General features: G+C 69.8%; 18 protein-coding genes. 8 read left to right on the top strand and 10 right to left on the bottom strand.

The genetic code is table 11. The annotated features are described in order from the left end of the window. Position 1: 1 nt before the first annotated feature. Positions 2 to 895, top strand: a complete 894-nt coding sequence (locus ACIQF0_RS29990; protein ID WP_401034745.1) for a neutral zinc metallopeptidase — start codon at positions 2 to 4, stop codon at positions 893 to 895. Here the strand turns inward: ACIQF0_RS29990 and ACIQF0_RS29985 are convergent. The 3 genes from ACIQF0_RS29985 to ACIQF0_RS29975 are packed head-to-tail and all read right to left on the bottom strand — an operon-like array spanning position 892 to position 3,326. Beyond that, positions 892 to 1,371: a hypothetical protein gene (locus ACIQF0_RS29985; protein WP_401034742.1), complete on the bottom strand. Its 480-nt coding sequence runs from the start codon at positions 1,369 to 1,371 to the stop codon at positions 892 to 894. The two genes, ACIQF0_RS29990 and ACIQF0_RS29985, sit on opposite strands and share 4 nt — an antisense overlap. A gap of 12 nt (positions 1,372 to 1,383) precedes the next feature. Beyond that, positions 1,384 to 2,661: a sensor histidine kinase gene (locus tag ACIQF0_RS29980; RefSeq protein ID WP_401034739.1), complete on the bottom strand. Its 1,278-nt coding sequence runs from the start codon at positions 2,659 to 2,661 to the stop codon at positions 1,384 to 1,386. Then, entirely contained in the window at positions 2,658 to 3,326 is a 669-nt protein-coding gene (locus ACIQF0_RS29975) for a response regulator transcription factor (protein ID WP_093602248.1), read from the bottom strand. The genes ACIQF0_RS29980 and ACIQF0_RS29975 overlap by 4 nt, the downstream gene beginning before the upstream one ends. A gap of 80 nt (positions 3,327 to 3,406) precedes the next feature. Here ACIQF0_RS29975 and ACIQF0_RS29970 point away from each other — a divergent pair, with 80 nt between their 5' ends. From ACIQF0_RS29970 to ACIQF0_RS29960, 3 genes are all read left to right on the top strand, one after another. Further along, on the top strand, positions 3,407 to 3,985 hold the full coding sequence (locus tag ACIQF0_RS29970; protein ID WP_401034736.1) for a hypothetical protein: 579 nt from the start codon (positions 3,407 to 3,409) through the stop codon (positions 3,983 to 3,985). 43 nt (positions 3,986 to 4,028) lie between these two features. Continuing rightward, positions 4,029 to 4,484, top strand: a complete 456-nt coding sequence (locus tag ACIQF0_RS29965) for a hypothetical protein (RefSeq protein WP_401034733.1) — start codon at positions 4,029 to 4,031, stop codon at positions 4,482 to 4,484. A 231-nt stretch (positions 4,485 to 4,715) separates the two neighbouring features. Next, positions 4,716 to 5,222: an RICIN domain-containing protein gene (locus tag ACIQF0_RS29960; protein ID WP_401034731.1), complete on the top strand. Its 507-nt coding sequence runs from the start codon at positions 4,716 to 4,718 to the stop codon at positions 5,220 to 5,222. Between the two features lie 54 nt (positions 5,223 to 5,276). On the opposite strand, the gene ACIQF0_RS29955 is transcribed toward ACIQF0_RS29960, so the two are convergent. The 3 genes from ACIQF0_RS29955 to ACIQF0_RS29945 form a co-directional block, all read right to left on the bottom strand. Beyond that, complete coding sequence (locus tag ACIQF0_RS29955) at positions 5,277 to 5,924, bottom strand: hypothetical protein (protein WP_401034728.1); 648 nt, start codon at positions 5,922 to 5,924, stop codon at positions 5,277 to 5,279. 69 nt (positions 5,925 to 5,993) lie between these two features. After that, positions 5,994 to 7,037, bottom strand: coding sequence for a potassium channel family protein (locus ACIQF0_RS29950; protein ID WP_360037474.1), 1,044 nt, complete (start codon positions 7,035 to 7,037; stop codon positions 5,994 to 5,996). Next, a complete protein-coding gene (locus ACIQF0_RS29945) occupies positions 7,034 to 8,458 on the bottom strand; it encodes a M20/M25/M40 family metallo-hydrolase (protein ID WP_401034724.1) in 1,425 nt (474 codons plus the stop codon). Before ACIQF0_RS29945 ends, ACIQF0_RS29950 begins: the two co-directional genes overlap by 4 nt. 62 nt (positions 8,459 to 8,520) lie before the next feature. Here ACIQF0_RS29945 and ACIQF0_RS29940 point away from each other — a divergent pair, with 62 nt between their 5' ends. Both ACIQF0_RS29940 and ACIQF0_RS29935 read left to right on the top strand, forming a co-directional pair. Then, positions 8,521 to 8,901, top strand: coding sequence for a MauE/DoxX family redox-associated membrane protein (locus tag ACIQF0_RS29940; RefSeq protein ID WP_401034722.1), 381 nt, complete (start codon positions 8,521 to 8,523; stop codon positions 8,899 to 8,901). Positions 8,902 to 8,977: 76 nt separating this feature from the next. Continuing rightward, a complete protein-coding gene (locus ACIQF0_RS29935) occupies positions 8,978 to 9,517 on the top strand; it encodes a hypothetical protein (protein ID WP_177320709.1) in 540 nt (179 codons plus the stop codon). On the opposite strand, the gene ACIQF0_RS29930 is transcribed toward ACIQF0_RS29935, so the two are convergent. Both ACIQF0_RS29930 and ACIQF0_RS29925 read right to left on the bottom strand, forming a co-directional pair. Further along, entirely contained in the window at positions 9,518 to 12,877 is a 3,360-nt protein-coding gene (locus ACIQF0_RS29930; protein WP_401034719.1) for an ATP-dependent helicase, read from the bottom strand. A 97-nt stretch (positions 12,878 to 12,974) separates the two neighbouring features. After that, positions 12,975 to 16,112 carry an ATP-dependent helicase gene (locus ACIQF0_RS29925; RefSeq protein ID WP_401034716.1) on the bottom strand — a complete coding sequence of 1,046 codons (3,138 nt, stop codon included), beginning with the start codon at positions 16,110 to 16,112 and terminating at the stop codon, positions 12,975 to 12,977. A gap of 174 nt (positions 16,113 to 16,286) precedes the next feature. Here ACIQF0_RS29925 and ACIQF0_RS29920 point away from each other — a divergent pair, with 174 nt between their 5' ends. After that, on the top strand, positions 16,287 to 17,234 hold the full coding sequence (locus ACIQF0_RS29920) for a chitinase (RefSeq protein ID WP_401034714.1): 948 nt from the start codon (positions 16,287 to 16,289) through the stop codon (positions 17,232 to 17,234). A 42-nt stretch (positions 17,235 to 17,276) separates the two neighbouring features. Here the strand turns inward: ACIQF0_RS29920 and ACIQF0_RS29915 are convergent, their stop codons facing one another. Further along, complete coding sequence (locus tag ACIQF0_RS29915; protein WP_401034711.1) at positions 17,277 to 19,286, bottom strand: putative bifunctional diguanylate cyclase/phosphodiesterase; 2,010 nt, start codon at positions 19,284 to 19,286, stop codon at positions 17,277 to 17,279. A gap of 211 nt (positions 19,287 to 19,497) precedes the next feature. After that, positions 19,498 to 20,313 carry an SAM-dependent methyltransferase gene (locus ACIQF0_RS29910; RefSeq protein WP_360037497.1) on the bottom strand — a complete coding sequence of 272 codons (816 nt, stop codon included), beginning with the start codon at positions 20,311 to 20,313 and terminating at the stop codon, positions 19,498 to 19,500. Between the two features lie 163 nt (positions 20,314 to 20,476). Between ACIQF0_RS29910 and ACIQF0_RS29905 the strand changes: the two genes are divergently transcribed. Continuing rightward, a complete protein-coding gene (locus ACIQF0_RS29905; protein ID WP_401034708.1) occupies positions 20,477 to 21,790 on the top strand; it encodes a cytochrome P450 in 1,314 nt (437 codons plus the stop codon). Positions 21,791 to 21,805 lie beyond the last annotated feature (15 nt).

The following is a 21,805-nucleotide window of genomic DNA, read 5'->3' as shown; positions in this document are numbered from 1 at the left end:
CGTGACCCAACCAGCCAAGAACAACCCGGTCGTGCTCGCGGGAGTGTTCGTGCTGGTGGTCGCGTTCGTCCTCGGGATCGGTCAACTGAGTCGCCCGAGACTCGTGACGGGTCACGCGCTGGCGGGGTCGCGCCCGGCCACGTCGCCGTCGACCGAGCCGTCGACCCCGATCCGGCCGCGAGCGGTCTACCGGCTGGCCGACCACCCGTTCCTGGTCAAGCCGGTCGCGCTGCCCCAGGTCACCTGCGCGATGCCGCCCTTCGGCGTCGCGGACGGCGCGCTGGCCGCCTACTACGCGGCGGGCGTCGAGTGCCTGGACGCCGCCTGGGGCCCATTGCTGACGACGGCGAACCTGCCGTTCGACAAGCCGACCCTCGACGCCTCACCGGAGTTGAAGGACGGCCCGTGCGGCGCGGCCCCGGAGTCGGACCACGCGGTGGCCTACTACTGCGGCCGCAACCGCACGATCTACATGCCCACGGCCCGCCTGCGGGACAACGGCGGCGGTGACGCCCCCGCCACCCACCTGGCCACGCTCGCCCACGAGTACGGCCACCACGTCCAGGCGCTGACGGGCCTGCTGCGCGCGGCGGACCTGAAGATCACCGACGCGGGCGAGAAGTCGCCGGCGGGCCTGGAGATGTCCCGCCGGATCGAGCTGCAGGCGAACTGCTTCGCGGGCATGTTCCTGACGTCGGCGGCCGGACGCGGTTCCGTGACGGCGAGCCTCGCGCGTCAGGCGCAGGAGGACTTCCAGTTCGCCGTGGAGGAAAAGCCCGAGAACAACGCTCACGGCTCCGCCAAGAACCAGGCGCAGTGGGCGTCCGCGGGCTTCAGGACGAACTCGACGGACGCCTGCAACACGTTCGCGGCGGCTCCGGCCGAGGTCTCCTAGCTCAGGTAGGTCTGCTCGTCGACGTGACGCGTGGGCGTTCCCAGGAACACCTTCGCGTCGCTCGGCGATCCGTAGACGAGGTTCAACGTGGTCAGCTCGTAGCTCCACCCGCCGCAGCAGCCGCCCGACCACCGGTGGTTGATCTGCCAGCGGAGCCACTCGCCGCGCGCCAGCCGGACCGGGGAAGGCCGGTTCCACCGCCGTGGCGAAGCGCGCAGGGTGTCCTGCAACTGCACGGACAGCACTTCGTCGTCCTCGCGAAGGGTCAGCGCGATCCGGTCGATCTCGCTGCTCTCCTTCGACCAGTGAGGCTCGAAGTCGTACCGCTCCCCCAGCCGCACCTCGTGCACCGCGGGCAGCAGGTGCGGCAACGCGAACCCGACCGGAGTGGCGTTGCGCCGGGTCGCCCCTGGCTGACCACGGGACTTCTTGGTCCACTCGGTCCTCACCCACTGCACCACCACGTCGACGTCCACGCGCCGATGAGATCAAACGTGGCTCGGCTGAGCGACTGGATTGATCGCGGGCAGTGTCACGCGGAAGACCGCGCCCTGCTCGGACGGCTCACAGGTCAGGTCCCCGCTGTGCGCCCTGATCACCCCTCGGGCGATGGCGAGTCCGAGGCCGGATCCGCCCGAGCGCCGGTCGCGGGCGTCATCGAGCCGGACCAGCCGGTCGAAGATCCGTTCCCGCTCTGCCTCGGGCACACCGGGCCCGTTGTCGGACACCGTGAACCCGGTCAGGTCGACCCGGATCCGGACGGTCCCCTGTGGACCGGTCGCCTGCCGGGCGTTGTCCACCAGGTTCGCCAGCACCTGCGCAAGCCGTTGCCCATCACCGACGACAGCGGCCGGCACCCCTTCAGCGGCGATGTCGAAGTCGGGCGCCACGAACCGGGTTCGCGCCACCTCCGCCTCGGCCAGCCCCAGCAGGTCCACCGACTCCCGCTGCATCTCGTACCCGGCGTCCAGCTGGGCCAGCGCGAGCAGGTCGTCGACCAGCCGCCCGGCCCGACGCGCCTCCCTGACCAGCAGGAACGACATCTGGTCCCGGTCAGGCGAGTCGACGGGGGCCTGCACCAGCGCCTCGGCCACAGCCTGCACGCCGGTGATCGGCGTCCGCAGCTCGTGGGCGGCGTCGGCGACGAACCGCCTGGTCCGCTGTTCGGAGCCCTCCAGCGAGTCGAGCATCCCGTCGAACGCGGCCGCGGTCCGCCCCAGTTCGGTGTCGGTCCTCGACGGGTTCAACCGTCCGCCTCGATGCCCGGCGGCGATGGCCTGGGCCAGCGAGGTCATGGCGTCGAGCGGCGCCAACGCCCGCCGCACCACCACGACGATCAGCAGACCGGTGAGGGCGATCGCCCCGAGTCCCAGCAGCACCAGCAACTTCCGCAACCGGTGCTGCGCCTGCGAGATCGCCTCGGTGTCGGCGTAGAGGGTGACCTTGTTGCGGCCGACGTTGCGGACCTGGCGGGTGAACTGGCCCTCGTCGGGCGCGCTGCCGACGGTCGTGCCGTTGGGCAGCTCGATGGTGACGTGGATGTTCCGCTTCGTCAGCACGCCGACGATCTCGGCCGGACGCCTGCCGTTCTTCAGCATCTCGACCGCGCGGGCCTCGGTGCTGTTCAGCACTCCGTCGACGTCCTTGGAGGACTGTCCGGCGAACGTCCGGTCGACGGAGATCACCAGCGCCACCAGCACGAGGAACAGCACCAGCAGCACCGACACCGCGACGCGCCTGCGCAGCGAGACTGTGCGGAGGTTCATTCCTCGGCCCGCAGCACGTACCCAAGGCCACGCACGGTGTGCACGAGCCGTGTGCCGTGTTCCTCGATCTTGCGGCGTACGGCGCTGACGTGGACCTCGACCAGGTTCGGGTCGTAGTCCTCGTAGCCCCACACGGCCGTGAGAATCTGCGTCTTGGACACCACACGCCCGCGTTGGGCGGCCAGGTACACCAGCAGCCGCAGTTCGGTCGCGGTCAGTTCGATCGGCTGGTCGGCGCGCATGACGACACCCGCGTCGGCGTCCACGACCAGGTCGCCGACCTGCACGGTCGACGGCGTCCTGCCCAGCCGCCGCAGCACCGCCGACACCCGTGCCACGAGCTCTGCCAGCACGAACGGCTTGCCCACGTAGTCGTCAGCGCCGCCGGACAGTCCGCGCAGCCGGTCGGGGACGCCGTCGCGCGCGGTCAGCATGACCACGCCGGCGCCGGACGAGCGGCGGATGACCTCGAGCAACTGGAAGCCGTCGCGGCCGGGCAGCATCACGTCGAGCACGACCAGGTCGGGACGGAAGCGGCCGAGGTCGGCCTCCAGCTGACGCCCGTCCAGCCGGTGCTGCACCTCGTACCCGGACTCACGCAGCGCGGAAGACACCGCGGCGCCGATCGCCTCGGCGTCCTCGATCACCAACACCCTGGCGGACACCTCACCATTCTGCTGATCATCGGGACTTCGGGCGACTCGCCTTCAGCTTGCGCTCAGATTGCGCGCGCACCCTGGGGCCCATGTCGAAGAAATCAGCGTGGGCCGGCGCCATCGTCGCGGCCGTCGGCCTGACCGTCGGCGGCATTGCTGTCGCGACGGCGGCCGAGGGCCCGGACGGCCCGGCCGCGGCGTTCGCGGAACGCCACCCCGGCGGTCCCGGCGGTCCCGGCAAGGGCGGACGCCCGGACAAGGCCAAGCTCAAGGACAGCACCCTGGTCGTCGGACGGGTCAAGTCGGTCGAGACCGGCAAGCTCACGATCACCAAGGACGACGGCAGCGAGGTGTCGTTGACCACTGACAGCGCGACGAAGCTGCGCGGTGGTGACATCGCCGGTCTCAAGGCCGACCAGCGCGTGACCGTGCGCGTGAAGGACGGCAAGGCGCTGAACGTGGCGCTGGCCAAGGCGCAGGTGCGCGGCACCGTCAAGGACGTCAACGGCAACAACGCCACGTTGGTGCAGGTCGACGGACTGCAGACGGCGCTCGACCTGTCGTCGGTGAGCGAGAAGCCGAAGAACGGTGACCTCGTCGCCGTGACCGGAACCGTGTCGGACGGCAAGACCGTCAAGGTCGACCAGCTGCGTCAGCTGCCGAAGTAAACCTGGGCTCCACGCGGGCCGCCGCGTCTGCGAACATCGCAGTGTGGCGGTTCCGCGAAGCCCGGACAGATGGGTGTTCATCCTGCTGGTCGTCGGACTGGTCGGGATCGGGGTCGCGATCGCCCTTTTGGCGCCGGCCAAGGTGCTGGGCGCCGAGGAACCCCCCAGACCCGTGGCCGCGACCGTCGTCGAGAGCGGTTCGTGCGGCCAGGGCATGGACACGGTCGAGTGGGATGCCGACGGCCAGAAGAAGCAGGCCAAGCTCGACGGCTGCGGCCACACCAAGGGCGAGACGGTCGAGATCATCAACACCGGCGGCGAGATGGTGTCCTCCGCCGCCTCCGTCCCGGTCGGACTTCCGGTCGGGCGCCGCCTCACCGCGCTGCTGCTGTGCATGGCGGCGCTGGCAGGCGGCTTCTACGCCTTTCTCTTCCGCTACGCGCCTCTGCGCGCGCCGGCCGTGCTGTCCACTCCTCGCCGAGCAGAGCTGACTTCTTGACGATTAGATCGTTTGGGCTATTTCACGCTTTGTGATTTCACAATAACGTGAGCTGCGGACCTGGCCTGGGGGGCACCGAGGTCCACTGGGGTTGAGAGCAGTTCGTAACGCAGCGAATACTGCGCCCCCTGATTTTCGTGAGCTGCCGTCACTGTTCTCGATCACTTCTTTTGTCACGCCTTTTTCAGTCTGGGGGACTCTTTGAAGCGTGCAAGGATTCGGATCGCGACCGTGTTTTTCGGAGTACTTCTCGCGTTGGTCGGCACCTTTCAGCCGGCCAACGCGGAACCACTGAGTTCGTTGTCGGAGAAGGCCGGTGCGACCAAGGCCCTCGCCGGCTTCTGGCTGTTGAACAAGAACAGCGGCAAGTGCGCACTGGTCAGGGGCGGGGCCGACAACACGTCCGTCGTCCAGAACCAGTGCCTGGACTTCGCCGACCAGAAGTGGATCCTCGTCAGCAAGGGCGGGGATCTGTACCAGATCCGCAACCTGAACAGTGGCAAGTGTCTGCTCGTCCGAGGTGCGGACAACAACGCCCCTGTCGTCCAGAACCAGTGCCTGGACTTCGCTGACCAGTACTGGTATTTCCCGTCGTACCCCGGTGACCCCAACTGGTCTCACGTGAAGAACCTCAACAGCGGCAAGTGCCTGGTTGTTCGCGGAAACAGCGACAACGCCCCGTTGGTGCAGTTCGACTGCGCGCAATTCGCAGACCAGGCCTGGGTGGCCGTGATCTAGTGCGTCACGTACCCCGTCTCGGCGACGCCGAGGCGGGGTACCGGTGCGTGCTCGCTACTCCTCGACCGGGTGAGCCGGTTTCCTGACGTCCGCGAGGATGCCGACCACGTCGCACGCCATGGCGGCCACGTCGTCGATCTGCTCGGCGAGGTCCACGTCGGTGAAGGTGAAACAGGCGACGCCGTCGGCGATGTCCACGGCGGGTGGCTCGTACGACCTCAGCTGGGCGAGGACCTTCCGCTCGGTGTCTCCCGACACGAGAGGCGCCAGGTCGCCCGAGATCTCGTAGGCCGCGCCAGGTCGAGGCGGGTCCATTCGCAGGTCGCCGGTGAGTTCCGGTGCGTCCAGCACCACCACGAGCGCCGGGACGGTTCTCGTGGTGTGGGAGTACCCGGTGGTGCCGAGCCCGCCGGACGTCGTCGAGGAGAAGGCGGCGACCCGGACGGCACGCCCCTCGTGGACTCCCGCCACGGTGCCGCCCCGCCCCAACCCGGGCAGGCCGCTCATCCGCCCAGCCGGCATGTCCTCCTGGTCGGACACCTTCGTCCACCCCGGTGCGCCCACCCGGCGCTCGAGGAAACGGATGGCCGCAGTGGCGGAGCTGACCCTCTCGCTCTCCCTCCCGGTGGACGCGATCGAGAGCACCACGACCACGACCAGCACGACGAGGCCGATCACGATCAGGACCAGCGGCAGATCCATACTTCCTCCGAGGGGTATGGCTCCCCTGTGCCGGGGAGCCCCTCATTGGACTACGCGTGCAGCGCCGATTCACTCTTCTCCTGGCGGAGTCACCTTCTTGACGTAGAGCAGCCGGTCCCCCGGCTCGATCGCGTCCGCCTCCGGAGCGTCCACCCGGAACAACGTCTTGCCCCGCACCACACCGAGCACGATGTCGGACAGGTGCCGCGGCGACCCGCCGATCTCGCTCTTCTCGACGTCGCGCTCGGCGATCGCGAGGCCCGCGTCGGGCGTGAGCAGGTCCTCGACCATCGCCACGACGGACGGCGTCGCGGTGGCCATGCCGAGCAGGCGACCGGCCGTCTCCGACGACACGACCACCGAGTCGGCGCCGGACTGCCTGAGCAGGTGCTCGTTCTCCCGCTCCCGCACCGACGCGACGATCTGCGCCTTGGGGGCGAGTTCGCGGGCCGTCAACGTCACCAGCACCGCCGTGTCGTCCCGGTTCGGGGCGACGACGATCGCACGCGCACGGGCCGCACCGGCGACCCTCAGCACGTCGTTGCGGGTACCGGACCCATGCACGGTCACGAGCCCGATGGCGGACGCCGCGTCGAGCGACTCCTGCACGGTGTCGACGACGACGATCGAGCCCGGCTCGGTCCCGTCACCGAGCAGCGCGGCGACCGCTGAACGTCCCTTCGTGCCGTAACCGACGACCACCACGTGGTCCCGCACAACCCGCCTCCACTTTTGAATGCGCAACGCCTGACGGGAGCGCTCGGTGAGAACTTCGAGTGTCGTGCCGACCAGCACGATCAGGAACAGGACCCGCAACGGCGTGATGACCAGGACGTTGACCAGCCGCGCCGACGACGACGCGGGCGTGATGTCGCCGTAGCCGGTCGTCGAGAGAGACACCGTCGCGTAGTAGAACGAGTCGAGCAACGAGACGCCGTCCTCGTTGACGTCGCGGTAGCCGTCGCGGTCCAAGTAGACGATCAGCACCGCGAGCAGCAACGCCGCCATCGCTCCGACGACGCGCTTGAGGATCGCGCGGGCAGGGCTCTGCGCCTGGTCCGGCATCCTGATCACGCCGACGAGCGAGTGCGACGCTTCCTCAGACAGGCTCATCGGGACAACCTCTTCGCGATTTCTGCTTTCGCAAGCATCCGCCACAGGTGAGCGGCCGCCTCCGCGCCTTTGAGGAGCAACGGCACCACTACGCGCTCGTTCGGCGCGTGGACGCGATCATCCGGCAAGGTCGCGCCGAGGTAGACGAGGGGCACCCCGAGGCGCTCCCGCAGCACCGCGGCGGGTCCCGATCCGCCGGCCCGCGCGAACCTCACGGACTGGTCGAAGGCGAGTTCCATCGCCTCCTTGACCGCCGCGTTCGCCGGGTCGTCCGGACTGATCGCGTACGGCGGGACGCCCTCGCCCCGGAAGGTGACCTCGGCGGTGATGCCGTTCGGTGTGTGCAGGGCGACGAACCGCTTGAGCTGTTCCGCGACCTCGTCCGGCTGCTGGTCGGGCACGAGGCGGAAGCTGATCTTCGCCGTGGCGGACGCCGGGATGATCGTCTTCAGGCCGGGGCCGGTGTAGCCGCCGCTGATGCCGTTGATCTCGGCGGTGGGCCGCACCCAGATCCGTTCGAACGTGCTGTAGCCGGTCTCGCCGTGCGTCGCCTGGGCGCCGCCTCCGTTGTGCGCCAGCCACTTCCGCTCGTCGAACGGCAGCGCCGCGTAGTCCTCGCGTTCGCGGTCGGTCGGTTCCCGGACGTCGTCGTAGAAGCCTTCGAGCTGGATCCGGTTGTCGTCGTCGTGTAGCGCGGCGACGAGTTTCGCGAGTGCCGTGACGGGGTTCGGAATCGCGCCGCCCGCACGCCCGGAATGGACGTCATCGGTGCCGCCGAAGAACGTGATCTCACCGCCGAGAACACCCCGTTGCCCGGTGTTGACCGTCGGTGCGTCGCGTTCGTGCAATGCGGTGTCCGTGAACACCACAAGATCGCAACCGAGTTCGTCGTGGTGATCTTCGAGCAGCTTTCGCAGATGCGGAGAACCCGATTCCTCCTCACCCTCGACGAAGAGTTTCAGCGTGACGCTCGGCGCATTCTGTCCGGTGGCGGCCAGATGTGCTTTCACCGCGAGCAGGTGCATCGCGACCTGTCCCTTGTCGTCGCTCGCACCCCGCCCCCTGATCTCGTCGCCGCTGATCACGGGCTCGAACGGCGGATGCTCCCACCGCTCGATCGGATCGACCGGCTGCACGTCGTGGTGCCCGTAGACGAGCACGGTCGGTGCGTCCGGATCGGCTGCGGGCCAGCACGCGAACACGGCGGGAAGCGCGGGCCCCTCACCCCAGACCGCGACCTCGGGCCACCCGTCCGCTCGCAGTTGACCGGCGAGCCATTCGGCAGATCTCCGCACGTCAACGTGATGCCGGGGATCCACCCCGATGCTCGGAATCGTGATCCAGTCGCAGAGCCCGGCGACGAAGGAATCGGTCAGCGCGGCGACAGCGGCGCGTTCGGAATGACGAGAATCACCTGCCACGCCCGTGGAGAATAGGCCAGCCCCACCTCGCCTACGCGGCGTAGGCATGACAGGGTGACGCCATGGAACCAACCCGTTCCCGAGCGCGGTCGGCGCTGGCGCTCGCCGCACTGCTCGGTCTGGCTGGAGCAACCCACTTCACCAGGCCGAAGTACTACGACGCGATCGTCCCCCGCTCGTTGCCCGGCACCCCGCGGCAGTGGACGTACGCGTCCGGCGTGGCCGAACTGGCCGTGGCAGCCGCCGTGGCCACTCCCCGAACGCGCCGTCTGGGCGCCTTCGCGGCCACCGCGCTGTTCGTGGCCGTGTTTCCGGCGAACGTGAAAATGGCTCTGGATTTCCGGGACAAATCCCCCAAAGCCCGTGCCATCGCCTACGGTCGCCTGCCGCTGCAGATCCCGCTCGTCGCATGGGCGTGGAAAGTCGCGAAACGCTCTCCATGACCACCCTGGGTAATCCTTAACCAAGTGTCCCGCAAACGCTGTCATTTTCCGCGCGAGGAACCTTAGGATGCGCCCTGTGCAATCGCTCCTTGAACGCGCCGCAACCGCGCTCGGCTGGGACGGAGTCGTCGTACCCGACGTCGCCGTCCTGGGCCAGCAGGTGTCCGCGGTGGTGCGCTTGCTGCCCGAAGTGCACGAGTGGAGAACCGAGAACGGCTGGCCCCCGAGAGCCGACCCGTCGTGGTTCCGCTCGTGGTTCGAGCCGGACGCGCACGACCGCCTCCCGGTGGCCGCGGTCGAACTGGTCGGCGTATTGGTCAGCGAGTCCACCACGGACCGCGCCCTCCAGTCGTGCGGCACCCTCCTGACCCTGGCCCCGTGCGCGGTGATGCTCCCCCGCACCGAAGAGTCCCAGGCCTGGTCGTACATCGAACTCGACTACTACGGCATCGGCGTCGTCGTGGGCGACGACACCACCGCCGACCTCATGGTGCCGCCGGAGGACCGCTCGCCGGAGTTCGGGCCGTCGCTGTTCGGGCGGTGGCTGCTCGAGGTGCTGTACGAGCGGGTGCTGAAGGCCTCGCACGCTCCCGCCAGCAGCAGCCCTCAGGCCTGATCACGACTCCACGGACCGGATCAGGTCCTTCAGGCCCTGCTCCTCCAACAGGTCCGCAGGCCGCACCGTGTGGTCGTGCCGCACGTAGTGGAAAGCGGCCCGCACCTGTTCCAACGGCGCGCCGACCAGAGCCGCCCAGGCCAGCCGGTACGCGGCGAGCTGCACCGACAGCGCGGGCAGGGCGTCCGAGTCCGGGACGGCGCCGGTCTTCCAGTCGACGACGGTCCAGCCGTCCGGGTCGCGGTACACGGCGTCCATGCGGCCGCGCACCGAGATGCCGTCGAACTCCGCCTCGAACGGCACCTCCACGTCGTGCGGGGTGCGGTCCGCCCAGGCGCTGGCCAGGAACGACTCCTTCAGACGGTCCAGGTCGGCGTCCGGAGCCGCGTCGGCGTCGCCGGCTCCCGGGAGTTCGTCGATGTCGAGCAGGCGGGTGGCTCCGAAGCGGTTCTCCAGCCACGTGTGGAAGGCGGTGCCCCGGCGGGCCAGCGGGTTCGGCGGGAACGGGAGCGGGCGGCGCAGGCGGCGGGCCAGCAGGTCCGGGTCCTTGGCCAGCTCCACGAGCTGGGAGACCGAGAGGTGGTCGGGGAGGGCCACCTGTTCGCGGCGGTTCTGCGAGGCCGCGCGTTCGGCCAGCAGCACGTCGACGTCGCGGGCCCAGCCTTCCGGGTCCTCGTCGAGAGGCATTTCCGGGTCGTCCGGGACCACGTCGTCGGGGAGCGGCTCCGGCTCCGGCGGGAAGTCGTCGTCCGGGGGCTCGTCGGTGGGCGGCGGGTAGTCCTCGTCGACGAGTTCGGCGGCGGGCTCGTCGAAGATCAGCGGCAGGGGTGCCGGTGGGGCGTTGCGCAGGGCGTCCAGAGCCGCCAGGACCATCGTGGCGCCTTCGACCACGGCGTCGCGGCGCCTGCCCAGCGGGTCGGCCGGCCACTGCGAGGTCTTGACGTCCTCGGCCAGCGGGTTCGGGGTGTCGGCGTCGGGTTCCGGGGTCCAGACGGAGATGTCGCCGGGGGCGGTGTCGCGTTGCAGGACCTCGTGCATCTCCCGCAGGAACACCGACGGGCCCTTCGGCTTGTCGCCGGCCTCCGCCCACCAGTGGCCCGACATCAGCAGGCTGTGTTCGGCCCGGGTCACGCCCACGTAGAAGAGCCGGCGTTCCTCGACCAGGCGGCGCTCCTCGAACTCCTCCGCGTGGATCGTCAGCGCCTCGTCGACCTCCTTGCGGTTGTAGCCGGCGGACAGCTTCAACTTCGGCAGGTCGGCCGAGTCGCCGCGCAGTGGAGCCGGGAGCTCGGTCACGGACTTGAGCCAGCACGAGGACTTCTTGCGGCCCGGGAACACGTCGCGGACCAGGTGCGGCAACGCGACGATCCGCCACTCCAGGCCCTTCGCCGAGTGGACGGTCAGGATCTGCACGCGGTCCTCGGAGACCTCCACCTCGCCGGGTTCCAGGCCGTCTTCCGCATGTTCGGCGGTGTAGAGGTAGTCGAGCAGCGACGGGAGCGTCGCGGACGGGGAGGCGGCGGCGAAGTCCGTCACGACGTCGGAGAACGCGTCGAGGTGGGCGCGGCCGACCATGCCCTGGCGGGACATCGACTCGATGTCGAGCAGCAGCGTGCGTTCCACGTCGGCCACCAGTTCGGACAGCGGCTGGTCGAGCCTGCGCCGCAACGTCGCCAGCTCGCCGCCGAGCCGCCGGATCCGCCGGTAGCCGTCGGTGGAGTAGGCGTCGGGGTCGCCGGGATCGTCCAGCGCGTCGGCGAGACCGGCCTGTTCGGCGTGTTCGCCGGGCAGCGCGTCCGCCAGGACCATCAGCGGATCGTCCACAACGGACTGTCGCGGTGCGACGCCCGCCAGTTCGCGGGCCCGCGACCACAGCGCGGCCAGGTCGACGGCGGCCAACCGCCAGCGCGAGCCGGTCAGCAGGCGGGCGGCGGCGGTACCGGCCAGAGGATCGACGAGCACTCGCAGTGCCGACACCAGGTCGCGCACCTCGGGTTCGTCCAGCAGGCCGCCGAGGCCGACGACCTCGACCGGCAGGCCGCGTTCCCGCAGCGCGGCGGCGATGGCGGCCATGTCCGAACGGCGGCGCACCAGCACGGCCGCGGTCGGCGGGACACCCTCGGCGTCGAGGTGCGCCTCCCACTGCGCGGCGACGTTGTCCGCCATCCAGTCGAGCTCGGCGCGGATGTCGGTGTGCAGGGCGAGCCGGACGTCGCCAGGGCCCGCGCCCGGCCGGGCCCGCAGTTCGTCGACGTCCAGACCGGCCTCGCGCAGCGGCAACGACACGGCGTTCGCCAGTTCCAGGACCTCGGGCGGGTTGCGGAAACTGGTCAGCAGCCCGAACTTCCGCGTCGGCGGGAAGTCGTCGGCGAAGCGCGGCAGGTTCGCCGCGGACGCCCCGCGCCAGCCGTAGATGGCCTGCGCCGGGTCGCCCACCGACGTCACCGGCATCGGCTCGCCCTCACCGAACAACGACCGCAGCAGCACGCGCTGCGCGTGCCCGGTGTCCTGGTACTCGTCCAGCAGCACGGCGCCGTACCGCTCACGTTCCCCGGCGGACACCTCCTCGAACGAGGCCAGCTGCGCCGCCAGCGACATCTGGTCCGCGAAGTCCAACGCGGCCTCTTTGCGCTTGCGCTGCTGGTACGCGTCCAGCAACGGCAACATCGCGACCCGCAACCGTTGCGCCGCAACGATTTCCTTCAGCTTCTCCGGCAACGCGTCCCGCTGGCGAGGCGCGCGCGGAGCGTTCTCGATCAACGCGCACAGCTCGAGGGCGTGCGCCTCCAACGCCTCGGGCGTCACCAGGTGCTCGCCCAGCTCACCGGCCAGCGACAACAGGTACCCGGTGACCGTCGCCGGCACCTTGTCCGTGTCCAGGTCCTTCGCCCACGTCGACACGACCCGGTGCGCGAGCTGCCACGACGCCGTCTGCGTCAGCAGCCGCACGCCGGGCTCCACCGGCAGCCGGAGCCCGTGCTCGGTCACCAGGCGCCCCGCGTAGGCGTGGTACGTCAGCACGACGGGCTCGCCGGTCAGCACGGCCATCTTGCGCTCGCCGCTGGGATCGAGTTCGTCCAACAGGGACGATCCCGCGAGCCTGCGCAGCCGGGCCCGCACGCGGTCCGCGAGCTGGCGCGCGGCCTTGCGCGTGAACGTCAGGCCGAGCACGCGGTCGGGCAGCACGAGCCCGTTCGCGACCAGCCAGACGACCCGCGCGGCCATGGTCTCGGTCTTGCCCGCTCCGGCGCCCGCGATCACCAGCGCGGGCTGCGCGGGTGCGGCGATCACCTCGGCCTGCTCGGGTGTCGGCTTGTTCAGCCCGAGCGCCTCCGCGATCTCAAACGGGCTGACGGTCACCAGTACATCTTCCTACCCGGGCCGGACGGGGCCGCACCACCCGGGACGGTGTGTTCGCCGACAGTTCGAGAACGAGAAACGCGCAGGTCAACAGTACTTACTCACTGACCTGCCGCCCGGAGGGGTGCACCGGGCACGTCGTGCGCGCCGGGCAACGATCGCAGTCCGCGTTCTCCCGAGCCGTGTACTGCGGCCCGAGCACCGACTCCGCGGCACCCTGCACGACCTCCAGCCACGCCCGCACGCCCTGCTCGTCCAGCGGCGCCTGGGTGCGTTCGACAGCTCCTGTCTTCTTGTCCTCCTTCGCCACGTAGAGCAGGCGGGCACCACCTGGCTCGGTTCCCAGTCCGATGTGGGTGAAGCCGCCCAGCGACGACGCCAGCTGGTAGACGGCCAGCTGCGGGTGTTCCTGCGACGCCTCCCGCGACACCGGGCTCTTGCCGGTCTTGAGGTCGATCACGACGGGGCGGCCGTCCTCGTCGTGTTCGAGACGGTCGACCCGGCCCCTGACCTGCAACCACGGCCCGCCGTCGCGCTTGGGCACCTCGACGACCATCTCCTCCTCGACCGCGACCTGCGTGAGCTGGCTGCGGCTCATGGTCAGCCACGCGAGGAACGTGTCGAGCATCTTCTCCACCCGCAGGCGTTCGCGGCGGGAGAACCACGGGGCACCGGCGTCCACCGCGGCCCACGCCTCGTCCAGCTTCACCCTCAGCTGCGCCGAGTCCGCTCCCGAGGCCGCGGCCTGCGCCAGCGCGTGGACCAGGGTGCCCGTGACCGAGGCGAGCTCGGCCGGGTCCTGGCCGCCGTGCCGCTCCACGACCCAGCGCAGCGGGCACTTCGTGATCACCTCGATGGTCGACGGCGTCACGCTGACCTTCTGGTCCTCCGTCCACAGTGGAGCATCGATCGACACCTCCGCCAGGCCGTACCAGGACTCCGGGTGCGCACCGGGCACACCGGCCTCGGCCAGCCTGGCCAGTTGCTCGGCGGCCCGGAAACGGCGGTCGACGTCCTCGGTGTCCGAACACACCACCCGGCGCAGTTCGCCGACCAGTTCGCCCAGCACCAGACCGCGCTGCGGCCGGTGCAGCTTCCGTTCGTCCTCAGCGGACGACTCGATCTCGTCCAGGAACCGCGACGGCTGCTCGTCCTCACCCCGCACGGCGCTGATCAACAGCTTCGAACGGGCCCGCGAGGCCGCGACCAGCAGCAACCGGCGTTCCTCCGCCAGGATCGGCGCCACCGCCGACACCGAGGGCTCCAGTCCGGCCAGCACGTCCACCATGCGTTCGACGCCCAGCACCGTGCCGCGCAGCCGCAGGTCCGGCCAGCTGCCCTCCTGCACGCCGGGCACCGCGACGACCTCCCACTCGCGCCCGGCCGCCGAGTGCGCCGTCAGCACGGACACCGCCTCCCCGGTCGGGGCGGAGGCGGCCAGCGTGTCGCCCACGATCCGTTGCGACTCCAGGTAGTCCGCGAACCCGGCGACCCCCGAACCCGGCAGCCGGTCGACGTACTTCGCGGCCGCCTCGAACAACGCCACGATCGCGTCGAGGTCGCGGTCCGCCTGCATGCCCGGCATGCCGCGCCGGGACGACTGCGCCACCCACCGGTCCTGCAGGCCGGTCGCCGTCCACAGGTCCCACAGCACGACCTCGACGGACTTCCCCGCCTCGATCGCCTTGCGCGCCAACGCCAGCAGGTGCCCGATCCGCCGCGCGGGCAACGACTCCGCGTCCTCCAGGGCCGCCAGCCGGTCCGCGGTCTCCACGACCTCGACCAGCAGTTCACCGCTCGGCCGGTCGCCGCCCGCGGCCATCTCCAGCCGCCGCAGACCACGCCGCAACCGCCGCAGCGCCAACGGATCCGCACCGCCGTAGGACGACGACAGCAACATCGCGGCCGTGTCCTCGTCCAACGTTCCCGGCGCAGCCGCGGCACGGACCAAAGCCAGCAACGGACGCACGGAAGGCTGCTGCGCCAACGGCAACTCGTCCGACGCCACGGACACCGGCACACCCGCGGCGAGCAAAGCCCGTTGCAGCACCGGCAACGACAACGTCGCCGACCGCACCACCACGGCCATCTGCGACCACGGCACCTCGTCGGCCAGGTGCGAGCGCCGCAACTGGTCCGCCACCCACGTCGCCTCCTGCGCGGACGACGCGAGCAACCGCACCTGCACGGACCCCTCGCCCTCGACCGGCTCCACCACCCGCGACGGAGAGGCACCGGGCAGCCGGGCGGCCAGCCGCGCCACCGCGTCCCGGACCTCGGGCATCATCCGGTGCGACTGCCGCAGCACCACGGTCTCGCCGTCGACGTCCCGCAGGATCTCCGGGTCGGCGCCGCGGAACGTGAAGATCGCCTGGTCCGGATCACCGGCCAGCACGAACCGCGCGGCCCCCGACCCGAGCGAGCGGATCAGCGAGTACTGCATCGGGTCGAGGTGCTGCGCGTCGTCGACCAGCAGGTACCGCACGCGCCGCCGTTCGCCGAACAGCAGGTCCTCGTCGTTCACGAACGCCGCGTAGGCCGACGACACCAGCTCCGCCGCGTCGTAGGCGGGGGCGTACGCCGTCGCGGAGTCCATGCCGGACAACAGGTTCACCGCCTCGTACTGCGCCCCGAACCGCCCGGCGGCCACCCACTCGTCCCGCCCGTGCTGCTCGCCGAGCTCGATCAGGTCCTCCGGCCCGAGACCGCGTTCCGCCGCCCGCAGCAGCAGATCCCGCAGCTCGTGCGCGAACCCCGGCAGTTCCAGGGCCGGCCGCAACCGCTCCGGCCACTTCAACGCGCCCAGCTCGACGTCGCCGGCGAGCAGTTCGCGCACCATCGCGTCCTGGTCCGGCCCGGACAGCAACCGCGGCGGCGGCTCGTCGAGCAGCACCGCCTGGTTGCGCAGCACCGCGAACGCGTAGGAGTGCACGGTCCGCACCAACGGCTCGCGAATCGCCGACAGGTGCCCCGTCAGCAACTGCGTGATCTGCGCGCGCAACGCCACCGACGCGCGCCTGTTCGCCGTCAGCACGAGCACGTTCTCGGGATCGGCCCCGTGCTCCAGCACGACGTGCGCGGCCAGTTCGGCGAGCAGCGTCGTCTTGCCGGTGCCGGGGCCGCCGAGCACCCGGACGAAGCCCTCGTGCTCGAAGACCCGCTGGGCAGCGGCGTCCCACCGGGGACGCGGGCGCGTCTCCGGCTTCCGGCGGACCAGCTGGGGTGGAAGTGCCACGACCCGATTGCACCACGCGGCACCGACAAGATCGTCAAAGCCTGCCGGACAGGCCACGACCGATTTCGTCTACCTTCTTGACAGATAGTGGTGGTCTAGTCCATTTTTGAAGACGTTGTGAGCCCCCTCACTGCCAGCTCCGCCGCCCTGGACCGAGCAGTCTTTGGAGGACTGATGAAGCGGTTCCTCGTCGGCGCTGTCGCTGCCACGTGCGCGGCGATCATGCTGCCCACGACCGCACAGGCGGCCGTCAACCCCGTGCTCGCGGCCCCCTACCTCTACCAGTGGGGCGGTCAGCCCAACCCCGCCACGGTGATGCAGCAGACGGGCATCAAGTCGTTCACGCTCGCGTTCATCCTGAGCAACGGCACGTGCAACCCGCAGTGGGACGGCAACCGCTCGCTGACCGGGTCGGACAAGACCCTGATCAACAACATCCGCGCGGCCGGCGGCGACGCGGTGCCGTCGATCGGCGGCTGGTCCGGCAACAAGCTCGGCCAGTCCTGCACCTCCGTGAGCGCACTCGCGGGCGCATACCAGAAGGTGATCGACGCCTACGCGCTCAAGGCGATCGACATCGACATCGAGGCGGCCGAGTTCGAGAACAACACCACGCAGGACCGGGTGCTCGGCGCGCTGAAGATCATCAAGCAGAACAACCCCGGCGTGAAGACGGTCATCACCATGCCGACCGACCGCACCGGCCCGAACTCGTGGGGCAAGCGCCTGATCACGCGGGCCAAGGAACTCGGCGCGCCGATCGACACGTGGGCCGTCATGCCGTTCGACTGGGGCACCGGCGGTGACATGTTCGCGTACACCAAGAGCGCCGTCGACGGCCTGAAGAACCACGTCAAGTCGACGTTCGGCCTCACGGACGACGCGGCGTACCGGCGCAGCGGCCTGTCGTCGATGAACGGCAAGACCGACACCGGCGAGACCGTCACCCCGCAGAACTTCCGCGACATCGTGGGCTGGGCGAACTCCAAGCACCTGGCGCGCGTCTCGTTCTGGGCCGTGAACCGGGACCGCGGTAACTGCGGGGCAATGAGCTCCTCATGCAGCGGCATCAACCAGCAGACCTACGAATTCACCAAGGCGCTGGCCGGTTTCACTGGTTAGAGAACTTCTCCGGTGGCCGGACGTGACCCCGACCCCGTCCGGTCACCGGAGTTCCAAACCCTCCACGAACTCACCAGGCTCCCGGGCCACCCCGAAGTGGTCGCCGGTCGCGAAGTCCGCACCGGCGTCGAGCCACCACTGGGCCTGCTCCGCGCTGCCGATCCCGTCGACCACGACCGCCACACCGGCCTCCCGCACCAACGGCAGCAGCGCCGCGACGTACGGAGAGCGGCGCTCCACCAGATCCCGCGCCACCCGCACCGACTTCACCGGCAGGTCGGCCACGACCGCCGGATCCAGCGGCCCCAGGCCGAAGTCGTCGAGCACGATGTGGACGCCCATGCCCGCGAGCGTCGCCAGGTTGTCCGCGGCGTCGGTCAGCGACAGCACCCCGGCGGGCATGCCGATCGCCACGCCGTCGACCGTCAGACCGGTCTCCTCCAGCACGTCGACCACGCGCGAGACCAGGTCCGCGTCGGCGGACTGGTGCGCGGTGAGACGGACGGCCAGCAGCCGGTCGAACTGGCCGCGCTGCCGCCACCACACCGACTGACCGGCGGCGACGCGGAACAGCCACTCTCCGAGCGGCAGCACCAGCCCGGTCTGCTCGGCGAGGCCCGCGACCCGGTCGTGGTCCAGCACGCCGGACTCCGGCCGGTCCCAGCGCAGTCCGGCCTCGACGCCGGTGACCACGCCGCCGGCCAGCCGCACGATCGGCCGGTACCGCACGGTGATCTCGCCGTTCTCCCACGCGCCCGGCATGGTCACGGCCATCGCGTGGTCACGGCGTTCGTCGGCGTCCTGACCCGCGTGGAAGACCTCCCACTGGCCGCGCCTGCGCACCTTGGCCCTGCGCAGCGCCGTGTCCGCCGCGCGCAGCAGGTCGACCGGCTCCATGTCGCTCGCCGGCCGGTGCACGACCCCGGCGCTCACCGACACCGCGAGGCCGTGACCGTCCACATAGGTCGGTTCGTTCAGGTCCGCGTTGATGCTCTTCATGATCGTGCCGATGGACGGCGTGTTCGCGTTGTTCTCCACCAGGAGCGCGAACTCGTCGCCGTCGAACCGGGCGATCATGGCCTTCTCGCCGGCCATCAGCACCCGAAGGCGCTGGGCGACGTGCTGCAGCAGCCGTTCGGCGACCCGGCCGCCGAAGCTGTTGCACACCATGCCGAACGCGTCGAGGTCGAGGTGCAGGACCGTGATGCCGTGCTCGGGATCGGCCCTGCGCAGCGCGATCTCCAGCTGGGTGGTGAAGAACTGGCGGTTCGGCAGCCCGGTCAGCACGTCGTGCAGCGCCTGCCGCTTGAGCTCGCTCTGCAGCAACGCCAGTTCGGTGCCGTCCTCGACCACCACGACGAAGTGCATCGGCTCGTCGTCGGCACCGCGCAGCAGCGACGCCGTCAACGTCACCCGTGCGGACTCGCCGTCCTTGCGCAGCAACCGTTGCGACTGCCGGACGCGGTCGACGGCACCGGCGGCGAGGTCGGTCATCGCCTCCCGCAGCATCTCGGTGAAGGCCGGCTCGATCAGGTCGAGCAGCGGGACGCCGGTGAGCTCGTCCGAGGTGTGCCCGAGGATCTGGCCGATGGCCGCGTTCACCTTCAGCAGCCGTCCGTCGAGGTCGACGATCAGCACGCCGTTGGTGGACGACGTGACCACCTCGTTGAACCGGGCCTCGCTCTCCTTGAGGTTCCAGTTCGCGTCGCGGACCGCCTTGAGCAACGAGCGCTGCATGCTCTCCTGCTGCGCGAGCACCGACTCGGCGTTGGCCGCGGTGAAGCCGGCGCCGAGCGCGCCCATCGCGAGCGCGATCCGTTCCGCGTAGAGCTGCACCGGCTGGAACTCCGGCAGCGCGAGCAGCCCCTTGCCGAGCACCTCACTCGTGCACCGCAGCCCGAACTTCCCGAGGTGACCGAGCGTCGCCAATTCGGCGCCGGCTGCCTCGATCGGGGTAGTCATGAACGGCTCTTCGTGCAGCATCGAGCACAACGCGTCCAGGCGGATGCGCAGTTCCTCGTCCAGATCTTCTCGCCCCAGCGGAATCGCCACCGCACTGAGCAGGCGATACGACCATTTCCGGGCAAGCGTCATCCGCGCCCGCGCATTGTCCTGCGACGAGGGCGTTACACCAGATATTCGACCCGGGTTGGACATTCGAGGACAGCCTCGCAATGACTCAGAAGGTCCCGGCAGTTTACCCACGCACAGTCGGTCACGCCTCAACCGGCCGCGTGAATCAACTTCACACCATCGATAATCGTTATGGCTTCCGTCCGACGCCGGCGAACGCGATCCTGTTGACCGCCGGATCGTCCGAGATGTCACCGGGTCCGGAGGGTCGCCATTCGGCGTACTTGACCAGTCCGGGCTCGACCAGGTCGAAATCACCGAAGAAGGACTCGATCTCGGCGCGGTCGCGATAGGTGACGTCGCCGCCGCCCGACTTGCTCATCCTGTCGGTCACGGCCCTGGCCTCGTCGTTGACGTGGTCGCCCGCCATGTGCGAGATCGCCAGGTAGCTCCCGCTGGGCAGGGCCTCCCGGTAGCGCTTGAGCAGGCTCTGCGGATCGGCCTCGTTCGGCACCCAGTGCACCATGAACAGCATCAGCAGGCCGACCGGCTGGTCGAGGTCGAGCAGCCGGTTCAGCTCACCGCTGTTCAGGATGCTCTCCGGATCGCGCATGTCGGCCTGCAGCACGCCCACCCGGTCGTTGCCCGCGACGATCAGCTCGCCGTGCGCCACGGCGACGGGATCGCGGTCCACGTACAGGACGCGGCACTCAGGCGCCTCCTCCTGCGCGACCTCGTGCACGTTGGCCACGGTCGGGATGCCGGACCCGATGTCCAGGAACTGGCGCACGCCCTGGTCGGTCATGAAGCGCACCGCGCGGCGCAGGAAGGCCCGGTTGAGCCTGGCCGCGCTGCGGGAGTGCGGCATCATCTGCTCGGCCTTGTCCCCCATGACGCGGTCGACCGCGAAGTTGTGCGCGCCCCCGAGCAGGTAGTCGTAGACCCGTGCCGCACTGGGCACGGAAACATCCACGCTCTGTGGAATCCAGTTCTGCTCGCTGGACACGCTGACCACCTCTTCAGGTTGCGGACGCACTAGCTTAGTCATGCACAAAGCGCACTCGACTACGCCGCAAGTGTGAACGCACGCCACCCGATCGGGCACTGTCACTCTGCCCCGAACGACTCATAGGGTGGCTCGATCTCTTTCCACCTCGCGAGGAGCGATGATGTCCGTCCCGGTGGCACCCGGCAGGCTGCCATTTCTCGGCCATTCGTTGCCCATGCTCAGGAAAAGATTCGCATTCACCGGGAATCTGCGAGGTCAGGGTGATCTCGTCGAAGTCCACTTAGGCCCGATGCGGACCTATTTCGTCGCCAGCCCGAAGTTGACGCATCAGGTGCTGGTCACCGACGCGCCGAAGTTCCACAAAGGGCGGATGTACGACAAGTTCCGCGCGTTCGTCGGGAACGGGCTGGCGGTGTCGAGCGGCGCGTTCCACCTGCGCCAGCGCCGGATGATGCAGCCCGCGTTCCACCGCGACCGGATCGCGGGTTACGCGAAGATCATGTCCCGCGCGGCACTCGACCTGCTGGACGGCTGGCGGCCCGGCGAGGTGCGGCAGCTGGAGGCCGACATGCAGGGTCTCGCCGTCACGATCGTCGGCGAGTCGCTGTTCTCCGCCGAGATCGGCCGCAAGGCGATCGACGAGGCCCGCCGGTCGGTCTTCGTGATCATCAAGAACGGCATCCTGCGCGCGCTCTCGCCGGGGTTCGTCGAGAAGCTGCCCATCCCGGCCAACCGCGAGTTCGACGAGGCCATCGCCCGGATGCGCGCGATCGTGCACGAGGTCATCGAGAGCCGTCGCGACGACGAGACCGACCACGGCGACCTGCTGACGACGTTGCTGGCCGCCAGGGATCCCGAGACCGGCGAACCGATGACCGACGAGCAGGTCTTCGACGAGGTCGTCACGCTGCTGACCGCGGGGATCGAGACCACCGCGCTGGCACTGTCCTGGATCTTCCACGAGATCGCCGCCAACCCCGAGGTCGAGAAGCGGGTCGTGGCGGAGATCGACGACGTGCTCGCCGGGCGTCCGGTGACGATCGACGACGTGCCGAAGCTGACCTACCTCGGCCAGGTGGCGCACGAGGTCCTGCGCAAGTACCCGCTCTGGCTCGTCATGCGCCGCACGGCCGAGGAGGTCGAACTCGGCGGCGCTGTTCTTCCTCCGGGCACCGAGGTGATCCTCAGCCCGTACACGATGCACCACGACCCGGCGCACTTCCCGGACCCCGAGCGCTTCGACCCGGACCGCTGGACGCCCGAACACGCCGCGCTGCTGCCGAAGGGCGCGTACGTCCCGTTCGGCGGCGGCGTCCACCAGTGCATCGGAAACCACTTCGCCCTGACCGAGATCGCCATCGTGGTGGCGACGGTCTGCTCGCGCTACCGGCTGGTCCCCGACCGGCCCGTGCGCACCAAGTTCACCAATGCGGCCTACCCCAACGACCTGATGATGAAGGTCGTCCCCCGCTAGCTGGAGGTTGTTCCC

This window comes from Lentzea sp. NPDC092896 (assembly GCF_044754905.1).
Classification (GTDB): Bacteria; Actinomycetota; Actinomycetes; order Mycobacteriales; family Pseudonocardiaceae; genus Lentzea.
Note: the sequence above shows the minus strand (reverse complement) of the source record. Positions and strands in the feature narration are given on the sequence as shown.